General features: G+C 37.7%; 17 protein-coding genes. 2 read left to right on the forward strand and 15 right to left on the reverse strand.

Annotation, left to right across the window (positions count from 1 at the left end; all coding sequences use genetic code 11):
* Positions 1–246 precede the first annotated feature (246 nt).
* The 4 genes from IGK81_RS07420 to IGK81_RS07435 all read right to left on the reverse strand — a co-directional run bounded on the left by IGK81_RS07420 (position 247) and on the right by IGK81_RS07435 (position 5,550).
* The gene (locus IGK81_RS07420; RefSeq protein WP_010737724.1) at positions 247–2,178 is read right to left on the reverse strand and encodes a PTS fructose transporter subunit IIABC; all 1,932 of its coding nucleotides are present in this window, start codon (positions 2,176–2,178) and stop codon (positions 247–249) included.
* Positions 2,175–3,110 carry a 1-phosphofructokinase gene (gene pfkB, locus IGK81_RS07425; RefSeq protein ID WP_010718974.1) on the reverse strand — a complete coding sequence of 312 codons (936 nt, stop codon included), beginning with the start codon at positions 3,108–3,110 and terminating at the stop codon, positions 2,175–2,177. Before pfkB ends, IGK81_RS07420 begins: the two co-directional genes overlap by 4 nt.
* Positions 3,107–3,862 carry a DeoR/GlpR family DNA-binding transcription regulator gene (locus IGK81_RS07430; protein WP_010718973.1) on the reverse strand — a complete coding sequence of 252 codons (756 nt, stop codon included), beginning with the start codon at positions 3,860–3,862 and terminating at the stop codon, positions 3,107–3,109. The genes pfkB and IGK81_RS07430 overlap by 4 nt, the downstream gene beginning before the upstream one ends.
* A 359-nt stretch (positions 3,863–4,221) precedes the next feature.
* Positions 4,222–5,550, reverse strand: a complete 1,329-nt coding sequence (locus IGK81_RS07435) for a hypothetical protein (protein ID WP_412003899.1) — start codon at positions 5,548–5,550, stop codon at positions 4,222–4,224.
* Positions 5,551–5,685: 135 nt separating this feature from the next.
* Between IGK81_RS07435 and IGK81_RS07440 the strand changes: the two genes are divergently transcribed.
* Positions 5,686–5,835 carry an SPJ_0845 family protein gene (locus tag IGK81_RS07440; protein WP_010737727.1) on the forward strand — a complete coding sequence of 50 codons (150 nt, stop codon included), beginning with the start codon at positions 5,686–5,688 and terminating at the stop codon, positions 5,833–5,835.
* Positions 5,836–5,895: 60 nt separating this feature from the next.
* Here the strand turns inward: IGK81_RS07440 and yihA are convergent, their stop codons facing one another.
* The 7 genes from yihA to IGK81_RS07475 all read right to left on the reverse strand — a co-directional run bounded on the left by yihA (position 5,896) and on the right by IGK81_RS07475 (position 12,826).
* Positions 5,896–6,483 carry a ribosome biogenesis GTP-binding protein YihA/YsxC gene (yihA, locus tag IGK81_RS07445; protein WP_010718969.1) on the reverse strand — a complete coding sequence of 196 codons (588 nt, stop codon included), beginning with the start codon at positions 6,481–6,483 and terminating at the stop codon, positions 5,896–5,898.
* Positions 6,484–6,919: 436 nt separating this feature from the next.
* Positions 6,920–8,170: an ATP-dependent Clp protease ATP-binding subunit ClpX gene (gene clpX, locus IGK81_RS07450; protein ID WP_010718968.1), complete on the reverse strand. Its 1,251-nt coding sequence runs from the start codon at positions 8,168–8,170 to the stop codon at positions 6,920–6,922.
* A 179-nt stretch (positions 8,171–8,349) separates the two neighbouring features.
* On the reverse strand, positions 8,350–9,636 hold the full coding sequence (gene tig, locus IGK81_RS07455; RefSeq protein ID WP_010718967.1) for a trigger factor: 1,287 nt from the start codon (positions 9,634–9,636) through the stop codon (positions 8,350–8,352).
* A gap of 146 nt (positions 9,637–9,782) precedes the next feature.
* On the reverse strand, positions 9,783–10,724 hold the full coding sequence (locus IGK81_RS07460) for a hypothetical protein (RefSeq protein ID WP_034698256.1): 942 nt from the start codon (positions 10,722–10,724) through the stop codon (positions 9,783–9,785).
* A gap of 114 nt (positions 10,725–10,838) precedes the next feature.
* The gene (locus tag IGK81_RS07465) at positions 10,839–11,492 is read right to left on the reverse strand and encodes an RDD family protein (RefSeq protein ID WP_034698258.1); all 654 of its coding nucleotides are present in this window, start codon (positions 11,490–11,492) and stop codon (positions 10,839–10,841) included.
* 2 nt (positions 11,493–11,494) lie between these two features.
* Entirely contained in the window at positions 11,495–12,523 is a 1,029-nt protein-coding gene (gene sppA / locus IGK81_RS07470) for a signal peptide peptidase SppA (protein WP_010718964.1), read from the reverse strand.
* Positions 12,524–12,535: 12 nt separating this feature from the next.
* The gene (locus tag IGK81_RS07475; protein WP_010737730.1) at positions 12,536–12,826 is read right to left on the reverse strand and encodes a hypothetical protein; all 291 of its coding nucleotides are present in this window, start codon (positions 12,824–12,826) and stop codon (positions 12,536–12,538) included.
* Between the two features lie 399 nt (positions 12,827–13,225).
* Between IGK81_RS07475 and glmS the strand changes: the two genes are divergently transcribed.
* Positions 13,226–15,034, forward strand: coding sequence for a glutamine--fructose-6-phosphate transaminase (isomerizing) (glmS, locus tag IGK81_RS07480; RefSeq protein ID WP_034698260.1), 1,809 nt, complete (start codon positions 13,226–13,228; stop codon positions 15,032–15,034).
* A gap of 176 nt (positions 15,035–15,210) precedes the next feature.
* On the opposite strand, the gene IGK81_RS07485 is transcribed toward glmS, so the two are convergent.
* From IGK81_RS07485 to cdaA, 4 genes are all read right to left on the reverse strand, one after another.
* Complete coding sequence (locus tag IGK81_RS07485) at positions 15,211–17,448, reverse strand: fibronectin type III domain-containing protein (protein WP_080704586.1); 2,238 nt, start codon at positions 17,446–17,448, stop codon at positions 15,211–15,213.
* Positions 17,449–17,741: 293 nt separating this feature from the next.
* On the reverse strand, positions 17,742–19,100 hold the full coding sequence (gene glmM / locus IGK81_RS07490; RefSeq protein WP_010718960.1) for a phosphoglucosamine mutase: 1,359 nt from the start codon (positions 19,098–19,100) through the stop codon (positions 17,742–17,744).
* A 23-nt stretch (positions 19,101–19,123) separates the two neighbouring features.
* Positions 19,124–20,281 carry a CdaR family protein gene (locus tag IGK81_RS07495; protein ID WP_034698262.1) on the reverse strand — a complete coding sequence of 386 codons (1,158 nt, stop codon included), beginning with the start codon at positions 20,279–20,281 and terminating at the stop codon, positions 19,124–19,126.
* Positions 20,278–21,165: a diadenylate cyclase CdaA gene (gene cdaA / locus IGK81_RS07500; RefSeq protein ID WP_010737735.1), complete on the reverse strand. Its 888-nt coding sequence runs from the start codon at positions 21,163–21,165 to the stop codon at positions 20,278–20,280. The genes IGK81_RS07495 and cdaA overlap by 4 nt, the downstream gene beginning before the upstream one ends.
* Between the last annotated feature and the right edge of the window lie 119 nt (positions 21,166–21,284).

Consider the following 21,284-nt stretch of genomic DNA (forward strand, 5'->3'; position numbering starts at 1 on the left):
CATTCTTTTTTATATAAAAGCGCTTTTGATTAACATTAGATTACAAAAAAATGATACTATACACATTTATATCCGTCAATAAATAACTAATTTCTAATCACAAATCCTATATTTATGCATCTATTGATCAATTTCGCTTTCCATTTTTTAATTTTCAAAAAATTTGCATTTAATCTCACAAAAAAACCTTCTTACGAAAATTATTGTTAAATTCCGTAAGAAGGTCTCATATTTATAAATTGAAAATTATGCTGTTGTTACTGTTGGTGATTTTCTTAGTAAACCATAAATCACACCAGAAACGATTGCACCAATAGCGATGAATGCTAAGTACAAGACTGGATGACTTAACAAGAATACAACGAAAATCCCACCATGAGGAGCAAGTAATTTGATACCGAAAGCACCAACTAAACCACCTGTTAGAGCAGAGCCAATAATGAAACTTGGAATGGCGCGGATCGGATCAGCTGCTGCAAATGGAATCGATCCTTCTGTTACAAAGGACAAGCCCATCACAATATTCGTTAGACCAGCATCTTGATCTGTTTTACTAAATTTATTTTTGAATAAACGAGTAGCAACAAAAATTGCTAATGGTGGAACCATCCCACCAGCCATAACAGAAGCCATCACGACACTACCGCCAGTCGCAACAGTTGTTGCTAGCGTAGCTGTACCGAAAACATAAGCCGCTTTATTAATAGGTCCACCTAAGTCAGCAGCCATCATTCCTGCAAGTAAAGCTCCAAGTAACGCAGCGTTTGAACCGCTCATGCTTGTTAAAAATCCGTTTAATGCATCATTGATTGCTTTCATCGGTACATTAACCAACAACATCAAGAAACCGGTAATCAACAACCCAAACACGGGATAAAAGAGAATCGTTTTGATTCCGTCTAATGATTTAGGTAATTTCTTGAAGAGTTTACGCAAGAACACAATGACATATCCAGCTAAGAAACCGCCGATCAAAGCCCCTAAGAAGCCTGCACCGCCAGTATTAGCTAATGCACCAGCAGCAAAACCAACAATCAAACCAGGGCGATCCCCGATACTTGAAGCAATAAATCCAGCAAGAACTGGTAACATGAAACCAAAAGCAGCTTGACCGATTTGGTTGAACCAGCTGGCAATTTGATTATAATTCCCAAGGTTTGCAAGCTGATCTTGTGGTACACCCATAAATTGGTCCACCATGAAAGAAAGAGCAATCGCAATCCCACCGCCAATAACAAACGGCAGCATATGAGAAACACCATTCATCAAATCTTTATAGATTCGTTGACCGACGGTTCCTTCTGCATTTCCTTCATCAGAACCAGTATCTTTCCCTTGTCCATGATAAACTGGTGCAGTACCGCTTAAAGCAAGATTGATCAGTTCTTCTGGCTTACGAATCCCGTCGCTAACCGGACGATTGACAAGTTCTTTCCCGTCAAAACGATCCATGGCAACTTTTTTATCTGCAGCTACGATTACACCATCCGCACGAGCGATGTCTTCAGCTGTCAATAAGTTTTTAACGCCTTCTGATCCGTTTGTTTCAACTTTGATCTCTACGCCCATTTCTTTCGCTTTTTTCTTCAAAGCATCTTCCGCCATATAAGTGTGGGCGATTCCTGTTGGACAAGCGGTTACTGCAATAACAAACTTGCTCTTAGGATCAACGGTTGCAGCTTCAGCTTGTTTTGCCTGTTCTGCTTTTTCTTCCGCAGCTTTTTGATCTTCCGCTGTTTGGAATAATTCTTGTACAGCTTCTGGTGAATCTGCTTCTTTTAATTTTGCAACAAAATCTGGATCCACTAAAAGGCGGGATAAAGCAGCTAACGCTTGTAAGTGTGTATCATTTGCGCCTTCTGGAGCTGCGATCATAAAGAATAGGTAAGTCGGCTGACCATCTAATGCCTCATAATCGACCCCTTTGTTACTTTTAGCAAATAGTACGGTTGCTTCTTTTACTGCTGCATTTTTTGCATGAGGCATCGCAATGCCGTCACCTAGTCCGGTAGAAGTTTGCGCTTCTCGTGCTAAAATCCCCTCTTTATAGGTTTCAATATCTGAGATTCTTCCGGCAGCAAACATTTTTTGGACCATTTCATCAATTGCGCCTTTTTTATCAGTTGCTTGTAGGTCCATGATCATTGCATCTTTGATCATTAAATCTTTGATATTCATGATAATCCTCCTGAAAACGAATCTATTTTTGTTATCTCAACTTCTGGTAACAGTTCATCAATCAATGCTCTAGAAGCTAAATCATCAGAAAATGCTGTCGCACTTCCACAAGCGACTCCCCATTTAAATGCTTCCACTGGATCTTGATTTTTGCTATAAGCACCAATAAATCCAGCAATCATTGAATCTCCTGCACCAACCGAGTTTTTTAACGGGCGAACTAATACGTTTGATCGGTAAGCACCTTCATTAGTAAATAACAAGGCACCATCTCCCGCCATTGATATCAAGACATTTTGTGCCCCTTCAGCTAATAGTTTCTTACCATATGGCAAAATCTCTTCCACACGATCAAAGTGTGTCTGATATAATTCGGCTAATTCATGGTTATTAGGTTTGATCAACAATGGTCTTTTAGCAAGAGAATTTTTTAGATCATCCCCAGTTGTATCAATCACAAAGTCTGCTTCTTTTTCACGAATGATCTCAATCAATTCTTGATAGAACCCTTTTCTTAAGCTGGCAGGAGTACTACCAGATAAGACAACGATGTCTCCTTTGTTCACAACACTTAGCGCTTGCTTGAATGATTGGATTTCTTCATCTGAGATCGTTGGGCCTAAACCATTGATCTCCGTTTCAGAATCAGATTTTAATTTGATATTGATCCGAGTATCTGATTGAACCGTTGTAAAAGAAGTTTGGATTGTTTCTTTTTCCAACCACTCTGCGATAAAGTTTCCTGTAAAGCCTCCTAAAAAGCCAAGGGCTGTCGAATCAGAGTCAATTCTTTTCAAAATTCGAGAAACATTGATCCCTTTTCCGCCAGGAACTTTAAAGTCTTCTTTCATTCGATTCAATTCCCCGATTTTTAACCCATCGACACGTACGATAAAGTCAATCGACGGATTTAATGTTACTGTATAAATCATTGTATAGCTGCCTCCTTGATAGTTGTCCGTTCCCGATAATCGGTAACAAATTCCAATGGACAACGTTCGGTTACGATCGTAGCTGCTTCTAAAGGTGCCACAGAAGTGAAACTAAGCTTGTTGAACTTAGAATGATCAATCAGGACGAAACTTTCTTCCGCATTTGCCATTGCTAGACGTTTCACGGCTGCTTCTTCCGGATCTGGCGTTGTAAATCCACGGTTCAAGTCAACACCGTTCATTCCCATAAACACTTTATTAAAATAGAAATTTTTTAACTGGCTGATTGTACTATTTCCTAGTACAGCATTTGTTGATAATTTAACTTGTCCACCTAATATGATGGTGGGAAGTTGCAAATCAACCAAACTAGCTGCATGTTTCACTGAATTAGTTACTACCGTTACCTTTTTCTCTTGCAAATATGGGATCATTTCTAACGTCGTGGACCCAGCATCTAAATAAATAACGTCATCGTCATTGATTAATTGAGCTGCTAATCGAGCGATTGTTTGTTTTTCTTGAACGTTTTTGAGCGTTTTTTCACTCATATTCTGTTCAAACCCTAAAAGTTGCCCTTTTTTCGCGCCACCATGGATTCTTTCTAACAGACCATCATTCTCCAACTCTTGCAAATCACGTCTAATCGTTGATTCAGAAGCGTTTAGAAGTGTTACTAAATCTTGAGATTTCACTATTTTATTTTGTTCTAACAAGTGTAGTATTTTTTGTCTGCGCTCTTCTGTAAGCATTTCCACGATCACCTCACGACATATAGTAGCATAATTCTTTTTATTAATCAATAAAAATCATTCAAAAACATTCATAGACAATCTAAAACATTCAAAAAAGAGTCTGAACTTTCAACTGGTCCAGACTCTTGAGCGGTTGTAAAGAAGTACAAACGGTATTCGCTGTACGATTCTTCCACAACCTTTTATATGCTTTATTTTCTATGCACTAAATAATAGTACCTTCCTAATCCAATGAACATAATGATAAAGCCCAAAATTGATCGTACAGGGATGTTGGGAAGAAAGAACATCAAAAAAGCTACAAATGCTGTAGGTAACATGACCCGATAATATAAGTGTTTATCCATGTGCTCACCTCAAATTTTTTGTAATGTCGCAAATTTGTTTAATTTTGGATAATCATAGATTTCTACTCTAAGATGATTTACACCTTTTTTCACGTCAAAGCTTAAACGTCCTCGTCTTTTTCTTATTCGATTAAACTGAATATCTGATAGTTTTTCGCGAATTTCATTCAATGGGAGCTGTGTCAAATTTTCAGTAGGTACGTATAATCGTAAAGTAACTAAATATTCTTGATATTTTTCATCGTCAACTGCGATCTCTAAGTATTCTCTTATATAGTAGCAATAAGCTTCGATCCCATCATCTAAAGAGATACGGGGATCAATCACTTTGTAAAACATCATCTGCGCCCGCTGCTCATCTACCCAAGGAAAATAAGCTTGTGTATTCAACTGCCCTCTTACTCGCTTTTCGTGGTATTCATCATTGACAAAATTATAACTTCGAGTAACGAAGAACGTCGCATCCTTTTTCTGAGTCGGTTGCATTCTTTCATTTTGGTATTGAACAGATTGAATACTTTGATCGGTATAAGCATACTCAATGTACGGGGCTTTCAAAAGCCCAACACCATTGTCCCAAGAAAGATGATCAAATCCCAATTGGTCACGATAATAGGTCTGAAAATGTCGATTCGTTTCCTCGGCCCATTTGAAAGGGTCACGATATAATTGAATACAGATCACACCATTTTGTTTCTCTTTTACAAATTCCACTTGTTGGACATCTAAAAATACTTGTTTCGGAATGATGCGATAGTAGTAAGAGCTGTAATACATTTCCCAACAAGAAGTAAAGCATAATCCCTCATGAGATAGATCGTAACCAGGCAATTGATTACAATCAATCACAACCGCTCCCGATCGTTCTCTCATCTTTGGCAACTTATCAATAGCTTCTTGTGTTTCAAACTTCAACCGTTCTTCAATTTCTTTAATATTATGATACTTAAATTCATTGTATGAACGTAAGTAAGCAAATACGCCATTTTTATCCATTTTAAGCTGGATATAATCTCTGATCACCGATTCATGTTGTAAGAAAATATTCTTCTCCAAAATATTCTTAATGATCAATTGTTGACCATCAAAATGAAAACGACACTCATTCGTTTCATTTTTTACAGTCAGCCAACCAAATGCGAACTGAGATTCCTGCATTGCTTCCTTTTTAAAGGTTGTCCATTCAAATATTCGTGCTGTCTGACGAGAAGTTTGAAAAAATGAGGGACTAAACATCATTCGAATAAAAAAGAACCAATCTTCCAATTCATTTTCTCTTTGACTTTGATTCAAATCGGTTAATTGAATCGTCATTAATAATTGTTGTTCTTCCACTATACTCTCACTCCTTTCAAAGTATTTTATAATTAAATTATAACTAAGCATAAGAAAAAACTAAAATTTAACGACTTCCAATTATTTTAGTAACTATCCATGGTAGAATAGAAACAAATAATCAAAGAGGTGAATAATTTGGGGCTTAAATTTGAACGTACAGATAATCTTGATAAATTATTTGAATCCTTTGCTGTTGATCCAGAAAAAACAGTTGCTTCAAAAGAAGAAATCGATCGCTTTTTGAAACCAAAAAATGACGAAAAAAAAGAACAGACAAAAAAATAGAAAAAAACTAGTAGCAAGCGAATGTTCTCCTCTTTGAGTCCTTCGTCTGCTACTAGTTTTTTATTCTGAAATTGCTTCTTCAATTGCCTGCCAAGCTTCTTCTTTTCCTTGCTTTGTGACAGAAGAAAATAAAATAAACTGATCATTATTATCAAAATCCAACGCTTTTTTGATTTCACTTTCATGCTTGTTCCATTTTCCTCGTGGTATCTTATCCGCTTTAGTCGCTACGACAATCACTGGAATATCGTAATATTTCAAAAATTCATACATCTGGATATCCTCTTGGGAAGGTTTGTGACGTAAATCGACTAAAGAAACGACTGCTCGCAACTGCTCTCTGGTCGTAATATATGTTTCGATCATTTTACCCCATTTTGCACGTTCAGTCTTTGATACTTTGGCATAACCATAACCAGGGACATCGACAAAGTGTAACGCATTTTCAATCAAATAAAAATTCAATGTTTGGGTCTTACCTGGTTTTCCCGAAGTGCGAGCTAAATTCTTTCGGTCAATCAACGTATTGATAAAAGAAGACTTTCCGACATTTGAACGCCCTGCTAAAGCAATTTCTGGTAAATCAGATTCTGGGTATTGTTTTGGTGCAACTGCACTAATCACTATTTCTGCTTGATGTACTTTCATAAAATCTCTCCTAAAAAAGGTCGTTGAAGAAGAAAGGAACTCTATCGAGATGAGAGAAGATTGTTTAATATTACTTTATTAAACAATCTCTGATATACGAAGAGTCGCTTCTTAAACGCCGTGTAACAGGTTGCGAGAAGCATGAATTGATTCGTACCTTAAAGAAAAAAATCTCGAAACAGCTTCTCATGTTTTGAGGTTTTTTGATTTCATTCTAAGATTCAACGATCGAAAAACTGCAGTTGAATGCGGAAAGTACGTTTTTACATAAACGAAAGTCATCTTCCCTATTTGCCAATTTTGAGTAATCACAACGTTGAATCGCCTGCTGTCAATAGAATTTCTTAATCATTAATCAATAGTTTCGATAAAAAGACAAAGCTGCCGCAAAAGCAATAACTAACTTTCACGACAGCATTCCAGCTTCTATCTGCTTTTATCCCGCTTTTTTCTCAGAATCTTTATAAACGACAGTCGGTTCTCCTGTTAATTCAGCAGCTTCTTTCGTAATGATCACTTTTTCGATATTCTCATTAGATGGGATGTCAAACATAATATCCATCATGATTTCTTCGATGATCGAACGTAGTCCACGTGCCCCAGTATTTCGGGCAATTGCTTTTTCAGCGATTGCTGTTAATGCCTCTGGTTCAAATTCTAATTCCGTATTATCCAAAGCAAGTAATTTTTGGTATTGTTTGACCAAAGCATTCTTTGGCTCTGTCAAAATACGCACAAGATCTTCTGTCGTTAATTTTTCAAGTGCTGCCATTACTGGTAAACGACCAATAAATTCAGGAATCAAACCAAATTTCAATAGATCTTCTGGAATGATTTCTTGCATGACACTTTCGCCATCTGCTAATTTTTGATTTTTAGTCCCGAAACCGATTGTCTTTTCTCCTAAACGATTTTTAACAATTGTTTCAATCCCATCAAACGCACCACCTACGATAAACAAAACATTTGTCGTATCGATTTGGATAAATTCTTGATGAGGATGTTTCCGACCGCCTTGAGGGGGAACGCTGGCAACTGTCCCTTCTAAAATCTTCAATAAGGCTTGTTGGACACCTTCACCTGAAACATCTCGAGTAATTGAAACATTCTCGCTTTTACGAGCAATTTTATCGATTTCGTCAATGTAGATGATCCCTTTTTCAGCTCGTTCCACATTGTAATCAGCTGATTGCAATAATTTCAATAGGATGTTTTCGACGTCTTCCCCAACATAACCAGCTTCAGTTAAACTGGTTGCATCAGCGATCGCAAAAGGTACATTTAACGTTTTAGCTAATGTTTGTGCCAAGAAAGTTTTCCCTGATCCAGTAGGACCGATCAGGCAGATATTACTTTTTTGCAGTTCAACATCATCTGCATCTTCTTGGGATTGTTGATTAACACGCTTATAGTGATTGTATACTGCTACAGCTAATGAACGTTTTGCACGATCTTGACCAATCACATAATTATTTAAGACTTCCAAAATTTCTAATGGTTTTGGTACTTCTGTGAATTCACGTACCGCTTCTTCATAAAATTCTTCATCAATGATTTCTTTGCATAGGTCAATACATTCATTACAGATGTAGACCCCTGGACCAGCCACGATTTTTTTTACTTCTTCTTGTGTTTTCCCGCAAAAAGAACAACGTACGGTCTCATTGCCACTTGGATTATCATACATGGTCTTCACCCCTTAACTTGCATCATAAATGCAAGAAACTATCACAGACTTTACAGTCTTTTACTATCATACCATAATTCAAAAAAAAGCAAAAGCACTAAACAAGAACCAAAAATCGAAAATATGCAAAAAGAGGAAACCTCTCAGTTTCCTCTTTGATAAAATGCAATAAAAGATGATTATTTTGCTTCAGTAGCAGTTCCAGTAATCAAATCGATTGCTTTTTTCATTGTCACATCATGTTCCAACATATCTTCTGTTAACACTCGTTTGATTTGCTCGATTGGCATGTTGTATGTCTCAGATAATTCTTGAATTTCAGCGTTGATTTCTTCTTCTGTTGCTGCTAGTCCTTCTGCTTTAGCGATAGCTTCGATTACAAGATTTGTTTTTGTGCGTACTTCTGCTTCGCCTTCAAATTGTTTGTGCAAGTCTTCTTCTGTAGAACCAGTTAATTGGTAGTACATGTCAGGAGAGATTCCTTGACGTTGCATGTTGTTCAAAAATTCATCCATTGAACGGTGTACTTCATCGTGAACCATCACGTGTGGCAGATCAACGATTTCTGCATTTTCAACAGCTAAGCGGATTGCAGCTTCATCTTTTGCGTCTTCTGCTTCTTTTTCTTTTGCTTCTGTCAATTCTTTTAGATATTTTTCTTTCAATTCAGCTAATGTAGAAACTTCATCATCTACATCTTTTGCAAATTCGTCATCTAATTCAGGTACTTCTTTAGCTTTTACTTCATGAACCGTTACTTTGAACACTGCTTCTTTACCAGCAAGGTCTTCTGCTTGATAGTCTTCTGGGAAAGTAACTGTTACATCTAAGCTTTCACCTGATTTTTTACCGATCAATTGATCTTCAAAGCCAGGAATGAATGAACCAGAGCCTAGTTCTAGTGAATAGTTTTCACCTTTTCCGCCATCGAATGCTTCGCCATCAACAAAGCCTTCAAAGTCAATCACTACAGTATCGCCATTTTCTGCTGGAGCATCTTCTTTGATTACTAATTCTGCTTGAGCTTCTTGTTCACGTTTGATACGTTCTTCCACATCCGCTTCAGTAACTTCACGGTCTTGTTTTTCAACAACTAAATCTTTATATTGACCTAATTTCACTTCAGGTTTAACTGTTACTTCAGCAGTGATCACCCAATCTTGCCCTTTTTCCATGCTTTCAACATCGATTTGAGGTTGTGATACAGGTTCGATACCTGCTTCTTTAACTGCTGCTTCATAGCTTTCAGGTAAGACAGCATTCAATGCGTCTTCATAAAGAGCTTCTTCTCCGTACATACGGTTGAATACTTGGCGTGAAACTTTCCCTTTACGGAACCCTGGTACGTTCAAGTTTCCTTTAACTTTATTAAACGCAGCTGTCAATCCTTTTTGAATTTCATCTTGCGCAATCGTAAATTTTAAAACACCATCGTTTGTGCCTTTTTTTTCAAATGTTGCAGTCATTTAGTTCCCTCCGAGTTTAGAAAATTCATTTTATACATCAAAAACGTTTCATGCATACCCTTAAATAGTACACTAACCCTTTCAAATTGTAAACATATTGAATGGTTAGAATCCACGTTTTTCATGACTTTTTTATCTGATAAGTGTCAACGGTCACTTTGAAAGAGTAGCATTTCCCTTAAAATATTTCCCCTTTTTTCTAGGAAATCTGCTTCCTCTGCTTCTGTTTGTCTATTATTATAGTTTGGATCATACATGCTAAGTGTATCAGCAAACCATTTTTTGGGATCACCGACATATGTATCATAAACAGGATAAAGAAGAGCGGATTGCATCATAAATTCTTCTTTTAGCACTGTACTAAGATAGGCATCTTGATCTTCATAAGCTTCTGCTAATCGCATTAACTGTTCATAAGCCTTCTGCTTTTCTGGTTTTGGTAATGTTGCAGGTATGACTTCTATAAACGTCTGATCCATCGTTAAATAAACAACTGGCTGGTGTTTCTTCACTTGCACGAGTGACTCTAACATTTTTGCTCGCACTAATAAGTGGATCTCTGGTAAGATAATCATTTTTTTGATTGTTTGTACCAATTCATGATAAGGCAACGCTTCAATCTCAGAAACAACCAAAAGTTGTTCTGCAGGTGGCATTGTCGGCATTTTTTCAACACTAAGATGAATCTTACGTATTTTTTGACGGTCATTTTGACTCGTGAAATTTTCTGCTTGTTGGATCTTCTCTACCATGAGTTGCTCAAATAAATCAGAAAAATCATAGCTGGCAATTAACTTGCGAGCATAAAGATAATCTTTTGTTTGGATCAGCAGATCAAAATAAAAAGCTGCCACTTTTTCATCTGTCAGGTAGTCATTTTCATAAGGAAACGCCTGATTCAGCGCTTCTTTTTTTTCATCTAGCTCAACTAAGCAAAGGACAAGTAGACGATTCGCCTCAAATGTTCCTTTAAGCTCCAATGCTCGTTGTAAAAATGTCTTTGCTTGTAAATATTGATGATCAGCTAATGCTTGTTGCGCTAGACGCATAAGATTTTCGTATTTATCAGGAAAATCAATCGGCTCCAATGTTCGTTCTCCCTTCGACTCTTTGCCAGTAAAATCATGAATAAAACTATAGTATCAAACATAAAAAAACATGACAATCTTTTTTAGATTGCCATGTTGAAAAAATAAAATGAATCAAGCATTAATTTCTTGATTAAAGGCTTTGACTAGATTTAGCGTGACTACACTCGTATTTGAAAAATAATCACCAATATGCTGTTTTCTTTGATTAAAGATTGTCGGTAAATAGCCAACAAAAAGTAATGGGAATTTCAAAATGAACCGACAAGCGCCTTCTCTCACTAGCACTGTTGTCCAACTCAAATCTGATTCATTAAAGCAAATCACACGAATCCCAAAAATCATTTTTCCTATTGTTTGTCCATGGTTTAATTTCGTGAATAAAATAAAATAACCAAGGTAAATCAGCAAAGCAACAAAACCATAAATACTTAAATAAGAATCGGATACTTTTAACCAGTCTAAATTAGCCGCTAAGCCAATGGTCAACCGTGTGATTGAGCCAATACAAATCAGATCCACAATAAAAGCGAAAAATCTTATCCAAAATCCTGCATAAAAATATTTAGGAAAGTCATTTACATTGATTTTTTCCTCTTTATCTTCGGTATACTGTTGCCATTGTTGTTGCTTTACTTTGATTTCACTTTCAGATAATGGTTTTTCTTTAAAAGATTGCAGTACTTTTTGAGAAAAGCCTGGATCTGGACCCACAGCAGGACGATCTGCCTTGTTATGTGAAGTTAAATCTTCTGGTTGCTTCGTCATGCTTACTCACCTCCGTAATAATACATTGCCTTTGGTGATTGAACGGTTCCTTGATTTTCTAAGAAAGACAAGATTTGACTTGTTTCAGAAGCTTTTAGGCCTTGAAGCTGAGCAAGTTTCGAACCGAACCATGTGTTTGCAAAACCAGTAGTATTCGTTTCATATTCTACTAACTGAGCGTTTTCTAAATGTTGCTCACTTCTCATCGCTTTTAACGCGTCTTGTGGATACCCAATTTCATCCACTAATCCGACTGCTTTCGCCTGTTCTCCATCATAAATACGACCATCCGCAATTTTTCGGACTTCTTCTTCTGATTGATTTCGTCCAGTACTGACTACTTTGACAAATCGATTGTAGGCATTATCGATATAAGTTTGTAAGACTTTTTGATCTTCTGGCGTTTGTGGTCTAGTACTTGAACCCATATCTTTCAATGCACCACTTTTTACCGTCGTATCCTCGATCCCTAATTTTTCTAAAAGTCCAGAATAATTAAGACCTGACATGATGACACCAATGGACCCAGTGACTGTTTCCTCTGTTGCATAGATTTTATCTGCTTGGGCTGAGATATAATATCCGCCACTAGCAGCTGTATTTTTCATACTGACATACATTGGAATATTTCGTTCATTTCGGATATCACTGATTGTCTTAGCTATTTCTGCACTTTCATAAACACCACCACCAGGAGAATTGACTTCTAACATCATCCCTTTGATCGTTTTATCTTCTTTTATAGCATTTAATTGCTCCATAAACTTAGCGTGATTGTATCCTTCTGTTGCAAACAAACCTGATGTTCCATCACTAGTGATCGTCCCATCAACCGTCAATTTTACGATTTTTTCTGAACTATCTCCTTCTTCCAGAACCGTGGGCGATAATTCATTAGTGCCATATAATAAGCTATTCAAACCACTCATTTGCTTTTCTTCTTTTGAATTTGACGTCAGGCTAGATGATACCAACGAAACAACCAATAAGCCTGCCGCAATCAACACTGCTATCCAACGCTTTTTATTCATACTCTCCCTCGCTTAATATAAATTTTTGATAACGATCACTGTTTCTTTTTCTCCAGTTGCATTCATTTTTTCTGCTTTTTCGACTAATGTAAATCCATTGAACTTCTCTTTTGTCCACTCATCTTCTACTACGAATTGTTGCGCTTCTCCAATAGTCAACGCATCAGGCGCAATTTCTTGGATACTATCCCAACCAGTATCTAAAAAGATTTTGGTTTCATCATCCACTGTATTTACTTTTTCAAGTTCGGCCAACTGTTTTTTTAGCATGCCTAATGTCAAGACTGCGATATTTGATGCCATTTTTCATCCTCCTTCTTTTACTTACTCTCATATTGTACCGAAGTCTGCAAAAAGATGATAGTCAAAACTTCATTTCGACCCTCCCGCCACAACCATATAGACCAATTTTATTTTTTCTCTTTTTTATTGACAAACATCACACAACAACGTTATCATTTAAGAAGTTTCCAGAAAAATACGAAAAAGGAGTTTAGTTATACCATTCTCATTTTAAGGAATAGCGCCTGGTCTGTAGTTACAGATGACGAGGAAAGGGTTTATCGAAATATTCGGCGGATGACCCTAGGGACTGCACTCTATAGGATCGATCAAAACCTATCTGTGAAGATAGAACAAAAATCGATTCCAGCAGCTGGAAACTTTCATAATGATTATATTATAGAAAGTAGGATGTTTTTTATGTGTGGAATTGTCGGAATGATTGGATTAGAAAACGTAACACCAGGATTGATCAATGGTTTAGAAAAATTAGAATATCGGGGATACGATTCGGCTGGAATCTTTGTTGCGAATCATGAAAATGATTTTTTGGTCAAAGCGCAAGGAAGAATTCAGAACCTAAAGGATAAGCTAACAAACGAAACAGCGGGAACAATCGGAATCGGTCACACTCGTTGGGCAACTCATGGCGAACCTTCTCAAAAAAATGCGCACCCTCACACTTCTCAAAGCGGACGTTTTGTTCTTGTCCATAACGGTGTAATTGAAAACTTTGCTGAACTAAAAAATGATTATTTAGAAACGGATCAATTTTCAGGGGAAACGGATACTGAGATCATTGCTCATCTTATTGAGTTTTTTGCAAATGAAGGACTGGATACAAAATCTGCCTTTGTCAAAACACTTCAATTAATCAAAGGTTCTTATGCTTTCGCATTAATTGATCGTACTCTGCCAGATCAAATTTTTGTCGCTAAAAACAAAAGCCCTCTCTTAATTGGTCTGGGAGACGGATTCAATGTTATCGCCAGCGATGCAATGGCTATGCTGGCTTATACGAAAGAATTTGTTGAAATTGAAGATGGCGAATTAGTGATCGTCACTAAAAATGAGATTTCAATCGAAACGATCTCAGGTCAACCAGTTGAACGAACTTCTTTTGAAGCACAAATTGATGCAGCTGATATTGAAAAGGGCACTTATCCTTACTACATGTTGAAAGAAATCGATGAACAACCGATCGTTATGCGAAAGATTGCCCAAACTTACGTGAACCATGAGAATGAAGTACTGATGGACAAACAACTTTTAGAAACAGCTAAAAACAGTGACCGTATCTACATTGTTGCTTGTGGAACGAGTTACCATGCTGGCTTAGTTGGAAAACCTATTTTAGAACAATTAACCCGTATTCCTGTGGAAGTCCATCTTGCAAGTGAATTTGGTTATAATTTGCCTCTACTTTCAGAGAAACCATTTTTTATTTTCTTAAGCCAAAGTGGGGAAACAGCAGACAGTCGACAAGTACTCGTGAAAATGAATGAATTGAATTACCCATCATTGACAATCACTAATGTACCCGGCTCTACTTTATCAAGGGAAGCTTCTTACACTCTTTTACTACATGCTGGACCTGAAATCGCCGTGGCTTCAACAAAAGCTTATACTGCTCAAATCGCTGTTTTAGCTGCACTTGCTAAAGGAATTGGTCATGAAAAAAATCTTTCTTCAGCTAGAGAATTCGATCTAACGCACGAGCTTAGTATCGTAGCGAATGGCATGGAAGAACTAATTTCTCAAAAGGACTACTTACAGGAGTTAGCAGCTGACTATCTAATGGATGCAAGAAACGCTTTTTATATTGGACGTGGAACAGATTATGCTGTCTCTTTAGAGGCTGCATTGAAGTTAAAAGAAATCAGTTATATCCAAGCAGAAGGTTTCGCAGCTGGGGAATTAAAACATGGTACGATCGCGCTGATTGAAACGAACACACCGGTTATCGGGATGATCAGCGAAGAGATAACAGGGGCACACACGAGAGGAAATCTAAAAGAAGTGGAAAGTCGTGGAGCAAAAACATTGGTCATGGCTACAAAAGGCTTAGATCGATCAGATGACCAATTAGTATTGCCTGTTGTTCATCCTTTACTCACTTCATTAATCACAGTGATCCCTACACAATTGATTGCCTACTATGCGACCTTGCTAAGAGGTCTTGATGTTGATAAACCGAGAAATTTGGCAAAATCAGTGACCGTTGAATAGGAAAAAGGTTAAAAAAATATAGCATGTATCACCATGAAAAAAGCCAAAAAACAATGAAATTTAATTTTCATTGCCTTTTTGGCTTTTTTGCGTAGTCATCGATCAGTTCGAAAATGTCTTTTTATTGTTTTAACCTATTTTACATCTTCTTGCATCGACTCCCCCTTCTAAACGAGCTAAGCGTTAGTTCCGGGCTGTTTTGCTTGATGGCTCTTTTTTTGTCTCCTGTAAGATAACAGGATTGTTACACTCACTATGGTTAGCCCCAGTAGTTGTAGCAATGGACTAACTTTATTACCCGTAGCTGGTAACTGTTTACTCACCTTTTTAGCAGTATTCTTATTCACTTTTGCTTCCTCTTTTCCTTTATTAATCGCTCCATTATTTTTTGTTTCGGTTTCTTTTGCCACAGGTGGTTTTTCCGTTGATTCTTTTACTATCTCTTCCTCTAAAGGAGGAACCGTCTCATTTTTTTTGCTTGTCTGCACAATGATTTTATTACTTTCTTCCGAGAGATTCCCTTCTTTGTTTTTCGATTTAACTACATAAGAATATTTCGTATTTTCCTGTAAATCTTTATCAGTATATAGTGAGGTTTCCCCCGCTACTTCTCCTACCAATACATTGTTTCGATAAACTTGATAGCTCATGATTTCTTTTGATTCATCAGGTGCGTCCCACATTAAAGCCACTTCATGTTCTGTGACACGGGCTGATCTCAGTTTAGTAGGGGGCAACGGGCGACTTACCTCAATTGTCATTTTCGTTCTTGCTTTCACTGCATTACTCGCTTCTGATAGATTACCAGCTTGATCAACCGCTCTGATTTTATAGGTATAAGTGGTAGCCTCCATCAATCCTGTGTCTATGTAAGTTAAGTCCGTACCAGAAAGTGTTTGGACTAACTGATCGTCTCGATAGACGTGATAACCAGTGACACCCACATCATCGATTGCTGCTTCCCACGACAAGCTGACACTGTTAGTTGTTACATCATCGATTCGTAAATTCAAAGGGGGCGTAGGAGGAGTCAGATCTTCTGCTGATTTTGTCCTAGCCGTTACCGCATTACTTGCTTCTGATAGATTCCCTGATTGATCAACAGCTTTGACTATATAGGTATAGGTGGTATCTTCCATCAACCCTGTATCTATGTAGGTTAAGTCCGTACCAGTTAGCGTTTGGACCAACTGATCATCTCGATAAACGTTATAACTAGCTACATCAACATTATCGATTGCTTCTTGCCATGACAAGCTGACACTGTTAGTTGTTACATCATCGATTCGCAAGTTCAAAGGAGCTGCAGGAGGAAGAATTTCTTCTGTTGGTTTTGTCTTAGCTGTTACTGTATTACTCATTTCTGATATGTTTCCTGCCTGATCAACTGCTCTCACTTGATATGTATACATCGTATCTTCCATTAATCCTATATCCGTGTATGCTACTTCCTCCGCACCAATCACTCCTTGAATTAACTGATTGTCTCGATAAATGATATAACCGATTACGTCAATGCTATCTGTCGCTGATTCCCACGATAAGCTGACACTATCAGTTGTTACACTAGTGACTTTTAAATTCAAAGGCACTGCAGGTGGGCTGCTACTCGCCAGTTTTGTCCTAGCCGTCACTGCATTACTCGCTACTGATACATTCCCCGCTTGATCAACTGCTCTCACTTCATACGTATAGGTAGTATCTTCCGTTAATCCATTGTCGGTATAGGCGAGGTCTGCATCAGTGACTGTTTGAATCAGTTGGTTGTCTCGATAAACCAAATAACCCATTACGCCTACGTTGTCTGTTGCAGCTTCCCAAGACAAGCTAACACTATCACTTGAAACGTCGTTGACTTTCAGATTTTTAGGATTGGTAGGAGCTTCCAAATCTAATGCAGTGGCTTGAACGTTATCAAAATATGCTGTCCCGTTTCCACTAGACGCAAAACGGATAATATATGTATTTTCACCTTCCGGAGTCGTAAAGCTAAATTCATGTTGTTTCCAAGCATCATTATAATGTCTCTCATCCTTCAACGAAATAAACCCTTCCCCATGATTAAGCGTGCCAAATTCCACAATTGCTGGAAACGAAGGGTCTCCGATCACATAATAAGTGAATTGATAGGTCGTTTTCGGTTTTAACTGAACATATTGCAGGATATTCTCTCCATTTGATGCCATTACATAATGATTGCCACTTTCATCTGTCACAAGTGCAGGATTACTACTTCCAGGATTAGAAACGATCCAGTGATTCAATCCATCATTAAATTCACCATTTTTTATAATCACCTCTTCTGCTAGTTGATAAGAGGGTGCATAAGATGGATCAACCGCTACTGCAATGACCGGTTTTACAAATAGAAAAACAATCATCATCAATCGAATCAGTTTTTTGAAAATTTTCATATTTACCTCCTCTAAATTAGTTGTTTCGCAAGTTAGTTTAATCTATTCAGAGATAAAAAAAGCCCTTTTTTTTCGTATAATTAGAAATTAAAGTTCTATCATAACAACTTTTAACGGAGAATATTTTAAACCCAACGCTAATTTTATACAAAAAAGTAGTTATCTTGGAACAATCATTTGACAGTAACCCAAATTTGTTTTCCTACAGACAAAAAAACTGTTATTCACAAAAACAAGAAAACATTTTTGTAAATAACAGTCGATTACTATTAAAATGAGAAAAATTTTAGTTCTTATTCTTCAAGTCCGATCTCTTCTCGAACAACTGCAGCAATCTTATCCACGTAATATGCTACTTTTTCATCCGTTGGCGCTTCAGCCATGACACGTAATAATGGTTCAGTTCCAGAAGGACGAACTAAAATTCTTCCTTCACCAGCCATCTCAGCCTCAGTTTCTTCAATCACTTTTTTGATCGCTGGAACTTCCATTGCACCATTTTTGTTGCTTACTCGGATATTTACTAATTTTTGTGGGTAGATCGTCACTTCGCTCGCTAACTCGGATAATTTCTTCCCAGTTTGCTTCATGATATTCAGTAATTGGATTCCTGATAGCATTCCATCACCTGTAGTATTAAAGTCAAGGAAGACCATATGACCAGATTGTTCTCCACCAAAATTATAATCATTTTTTCGCATTTCTTCTACAACATAGCGGTCACCAACCTGAGTAACTACGTCCTTCAAGCCAATTTCTTCCACCGCTTTATGGAATCCTAAATTACTCATGACCGTTGTAACGATCGTATCTTTTTTCAAACGATTTTTCTTTGAAAGGTATTTCGCACAAATGAACATGATTTTATCACCATCAACGATGTTCCCAAGTTCATCCACTGCAATAATTCGATCCCCATCACCATCAAATGCTAAACCGGCATCGGCGCCTTTTTCAACAACCATTTCAGCTAACTTTTCAGGGTGTGTTGAACCAACACCATCGTTAATATTTAAGCCATTAGGGCTGGTACCCATCGTATAAAAATCTGTTTCTAAGTCTGCGAATAAACGGTTGACAGAAGTTGCTGTCGCCCCATTTGCCGCATCGACACAAACGGTTAGGCCTGATAGATCCCCATTGATCGTTTGCACTAAGAATTGAGAATATTTTAATAAGCCTTCTGGAAATTCTTCTACTGTTCCTAATCCCTCTGCTGAAGGACGTGGCAATTCGTCCACTTCGGCATCAAGCAATGCTTCAATTTCTAATTCTTGTTCATCCACTAATTTAAACCCATCAGCACCAAAAAATTTGATTCCATTATCTTGTGCAGGATTATGTGAAGCAGAAATCATCACGCCGGCATTGGCTTTTTGCAATCTTGTTAAATAAGCAACTCCTGGTGTGGAAATGACGCCAAGTTGAAATACTTCAATACCAACTGATAACAAACCAGAAATTAAGGCTTCTTCTAGCATTTGCCCAGAGATTCTGGTGTCACGCCCAACTAAAACCCGTGGACGTTTCCCTTCTGTTTCATGTTGGCTTAATACATATCCGCCACATCTACCTAACTTAAACGCTAATTCTGGTGTCAATTCTTTATTGGCTTCGCCACGGACACCATCCGTTCCAAAATATTTACCCATAATTGTAAATTTGCTCCTTTAACTTAATTTTCCGAAGAATACGTTTGACTCTCTTGTGTACTTTGCATAGTGGATTCACTCGAATCTGTACTTTCAGAAGTTTGCTTGCTTTCTGTCTGGACACTAGAAAGTGACGTGCTCGATGTAGTCGACTTTGTCGTTGACGTTGTTGAGTCATTCCTTTTAGTCGAACTTTGATTTTTATCGACTGAAGAATCACTAGTTGTCGATTCCAACACTGGTGCTATCTCAACTTTAACCGATTTAGGCGAGACGCTCATTCCTTGTTCAACAGGAATCTGAATCGTCCTAGTCGTTCGATGAGTAATTCCTGATATGTCGATAGGCACAGCGATACTATCCCCTATTTGAGCAAGTTGTTCCGTCGTCCCTGTGACTTCAGCCTCTAATTCGGAAAACTTGAAATTATAGTTCTTAATTCCTTCACCTTTTGTCCCTTGTTGAATACCATACAGGCTAACCGTTTTTTTCGGTTTGATTGCATCTGACGTGACGTTGACTTGCACTGGATCAGAAACAATACTCAACGGCTCACCAGCTGAATTTAATGCTTGTACAGATACATTGCTATTCACACCATCGTCCGTTATCATTGACGGGTTGACTTTTGCAACCACTTGATGAATTTCCGCTAAAGTCTTATCTCCAGTGGTGATCGTGACCTTCGTTGGATCGACAGTTGTTTCAGTTAAATTATAACCAGAAGGCGTCGTCTCTGTTGGCAGAATAGCTTTAACTTCAAAGTCTTTGGTCACTTTCTTTTCAATTGTAACCGTGATCGTTTCCGGTTGCAACTTAGCGGTGACAGCGCTGCTTAGATTTTTGATTTTCAATGGCACTTCGTGGGTTCCTTCACCTAGATGTGCTAAGTCTGCGGTGACCCTAAAGGTACGGGTGTCTTCATTTGCCTCAGCCATCAACTGGATACGATTCGCACTAGCCAATTTGACAGTAGTAGTGTTTTCGTAACCATGGATATAATACTTATCGGTATCATATAAAAGTTGGATCGAAACATCAGAAGCTGTCTGCGAATAGGACTCGTTTCCAGATAATGTGTTTTGCATCGTTTGACCATTCGCATTGAAATAAAGAATGATACTAAACAATAACGCAACAAACCCGTACAAAATACTCGTACGCTTTTCTTTTGAGATCATTTCCGATCCCCTCCCTTAGTCATTGCGTCCAAGAAAGATTGAAGCCCATTCTTTTTGTTTTTATTTTTTTCTTCTACAATTAGTTGTTTTCGTAAGATCGATAAATACTCTTCTTGCGATAACCCTGGTATTAATTGATTGTCTAAAGTGATACTTACATCTCCTGTTTCTTCCGAGACCACGATAGTTATTGCATCGCTGACCTCACTAATACCGACAGCAGCTCGGTGACGTGTTCCAAATTCTTTTGGAATCAACATACTTTCTGATAAAGGTAAATAGGCACTGGCAACTGCAATTTTTCCATTTTTGACAATAACTGCCCCGTCATGCAGCGGCGTATTGGGGATAAAGATATTAATGAGTAACTCACCAGTAATATCTGCATCCAATGCAATGCCTGTCTCAATATACTCATCCAAACCAGTATGACGCTCGATCGTAATCAGAGCACCAATCTTTCGTTTCGACATATATTGAATAGCTTTATCAAAGGATAGGATCATCTTCTCGTCTTCTTGCTGTTCGCTTTTCGTTTGTTTGAATAACGAACTTCTTCCCAGATGTTCTAACCCACGACGAATCTCTGGTTGGAAGATGACGATTGCTGCAATCACACCATAAGTTATGACTTGATTCATCAGCCATGACAACGTGTGTAGCCCAATCAACTCAGCCGCAATTCGAATCACGATAAAGATGGCAACGCCTTTGAGCAATTGGATCGCTTTCGTCCCTCTTAGTAGCTGGATCAGTTTGTAAACCAAATACCATACGACTAAAATATCCAGTATGTTTACCAAAAAATTCAGAGAAAATAAGTCACCGGAAAACATTTGTTGCCAATACTCTAAATTAAAAAGTTCCCCGATTTGAAATGACATAAAAAGCCTCTCTTCTCTTTTGAGATTTCCCTTTAAGTATATCATATGTTTGGAAATATGAGACGATTCTGCCTATTTTTTTCAAGAAAATTACATAAATTATTCGATCGATTTTTCCG

The organism is Enterococcus sp. DIV0703 (assembly GCF_051711065.1).
In the GTDB taxonomy this organism is placed as follows: Bacteria; Bacillota; Bacilli; order Lactobacillales; family Enterococcaceae; genus Enterococcus_B; species Enterococcus_B hirae.

Coding starts and splice junctions, on each gene's coding strand:
- IGK81_RS07420 (WP_010737724.1), bottom strand. CDS start 2,178: ATGAATATCAAAGATTTAATGATCAAAGATGCAATGATCATGGACCTA.
- pfkB (WP_010718974.1), bottom strand. CDS start 3,110: ATGATTTATACAGTAACATTAAATCCGTCGATTGACTTTATCGTACGT.
- IGK81_RS07430 (WP_010718973.1), bottom strand. CDS start 3,862: ATGCTTACAGAAGAGCGCAGACAAAAAATACTACACTTGTTAGAACAA.
- yihA (WP_010718969.1), bottom strand. CDS start 6,483: ATGAAAGTACATCAAGCAGAAATAGTGATTAGTGCAGTTGCACCAAAA.
- clpX (WP_010718968.1), bottom strand. CDS start 8,170: ATGTATGATAATCCAAGTGGCAATGAGACCGTACGTTGTTCTTTTTGC.
- tig (WP_010718967.1), bottom strand. CDS start 9,636: ATGACTGCAACATTTGAAAAAAAAGGCACAAACGATGGTGTTTTAAAA.
- IGK81_RS07465 (WP_034698258.1), bottom strand. CDS start 11,492: ATGACGAAGCAACCAGAAGATTTAACTTCACATAACAAGGCAGATCGT.
- sppA (WP_010718964.1), bottom strand. CDS start 12,523: ATGAATAAAAAGCGTTGGATAGCAGTGTTGATTGCGGCAGGCTTATTG.
- IGK81_RS07475 (WP_010737730.1), bottom strand. CDS start 12,826: ATGGCATCAAATATCGCAGTCTTGACATTAGGCATGCTAAAAAAACAG.
- glmS (WP_034698260.1), top strand. CDS start 13,226: ATGTGTGGAATTGTCGGAATGATTGGATTAGAAAACGTAACACCAGGA.
- IGK81_RS07485 (WP_080704586.1), bottom strand. CDS start 17,448: ATGAAAATTTTCAAAAAACTGATTCGATTGATGATGATTGTTTTTCTA.
- glmM (WP_010718960.1), bottom strand. CDS start 19,100: ATGGGTAAATATTTTGGAACGGATGGTGTCCGTGGCGAAGCCAATAAA.
- IGK81_RS07495 (WP_034698262.1), bottom strand. CDS start 20,281: ATGATCTCAAAAGAAAAGCGTACGAGTATTTTGTACGGGTTTGTTGCG.
- cdaA (WP_010737735.1), bottom strand. CDS start 21,165: ATGTCATTTCAAATCGGGGAACTTTTTAATTTAGAGTATTGGCAACAA.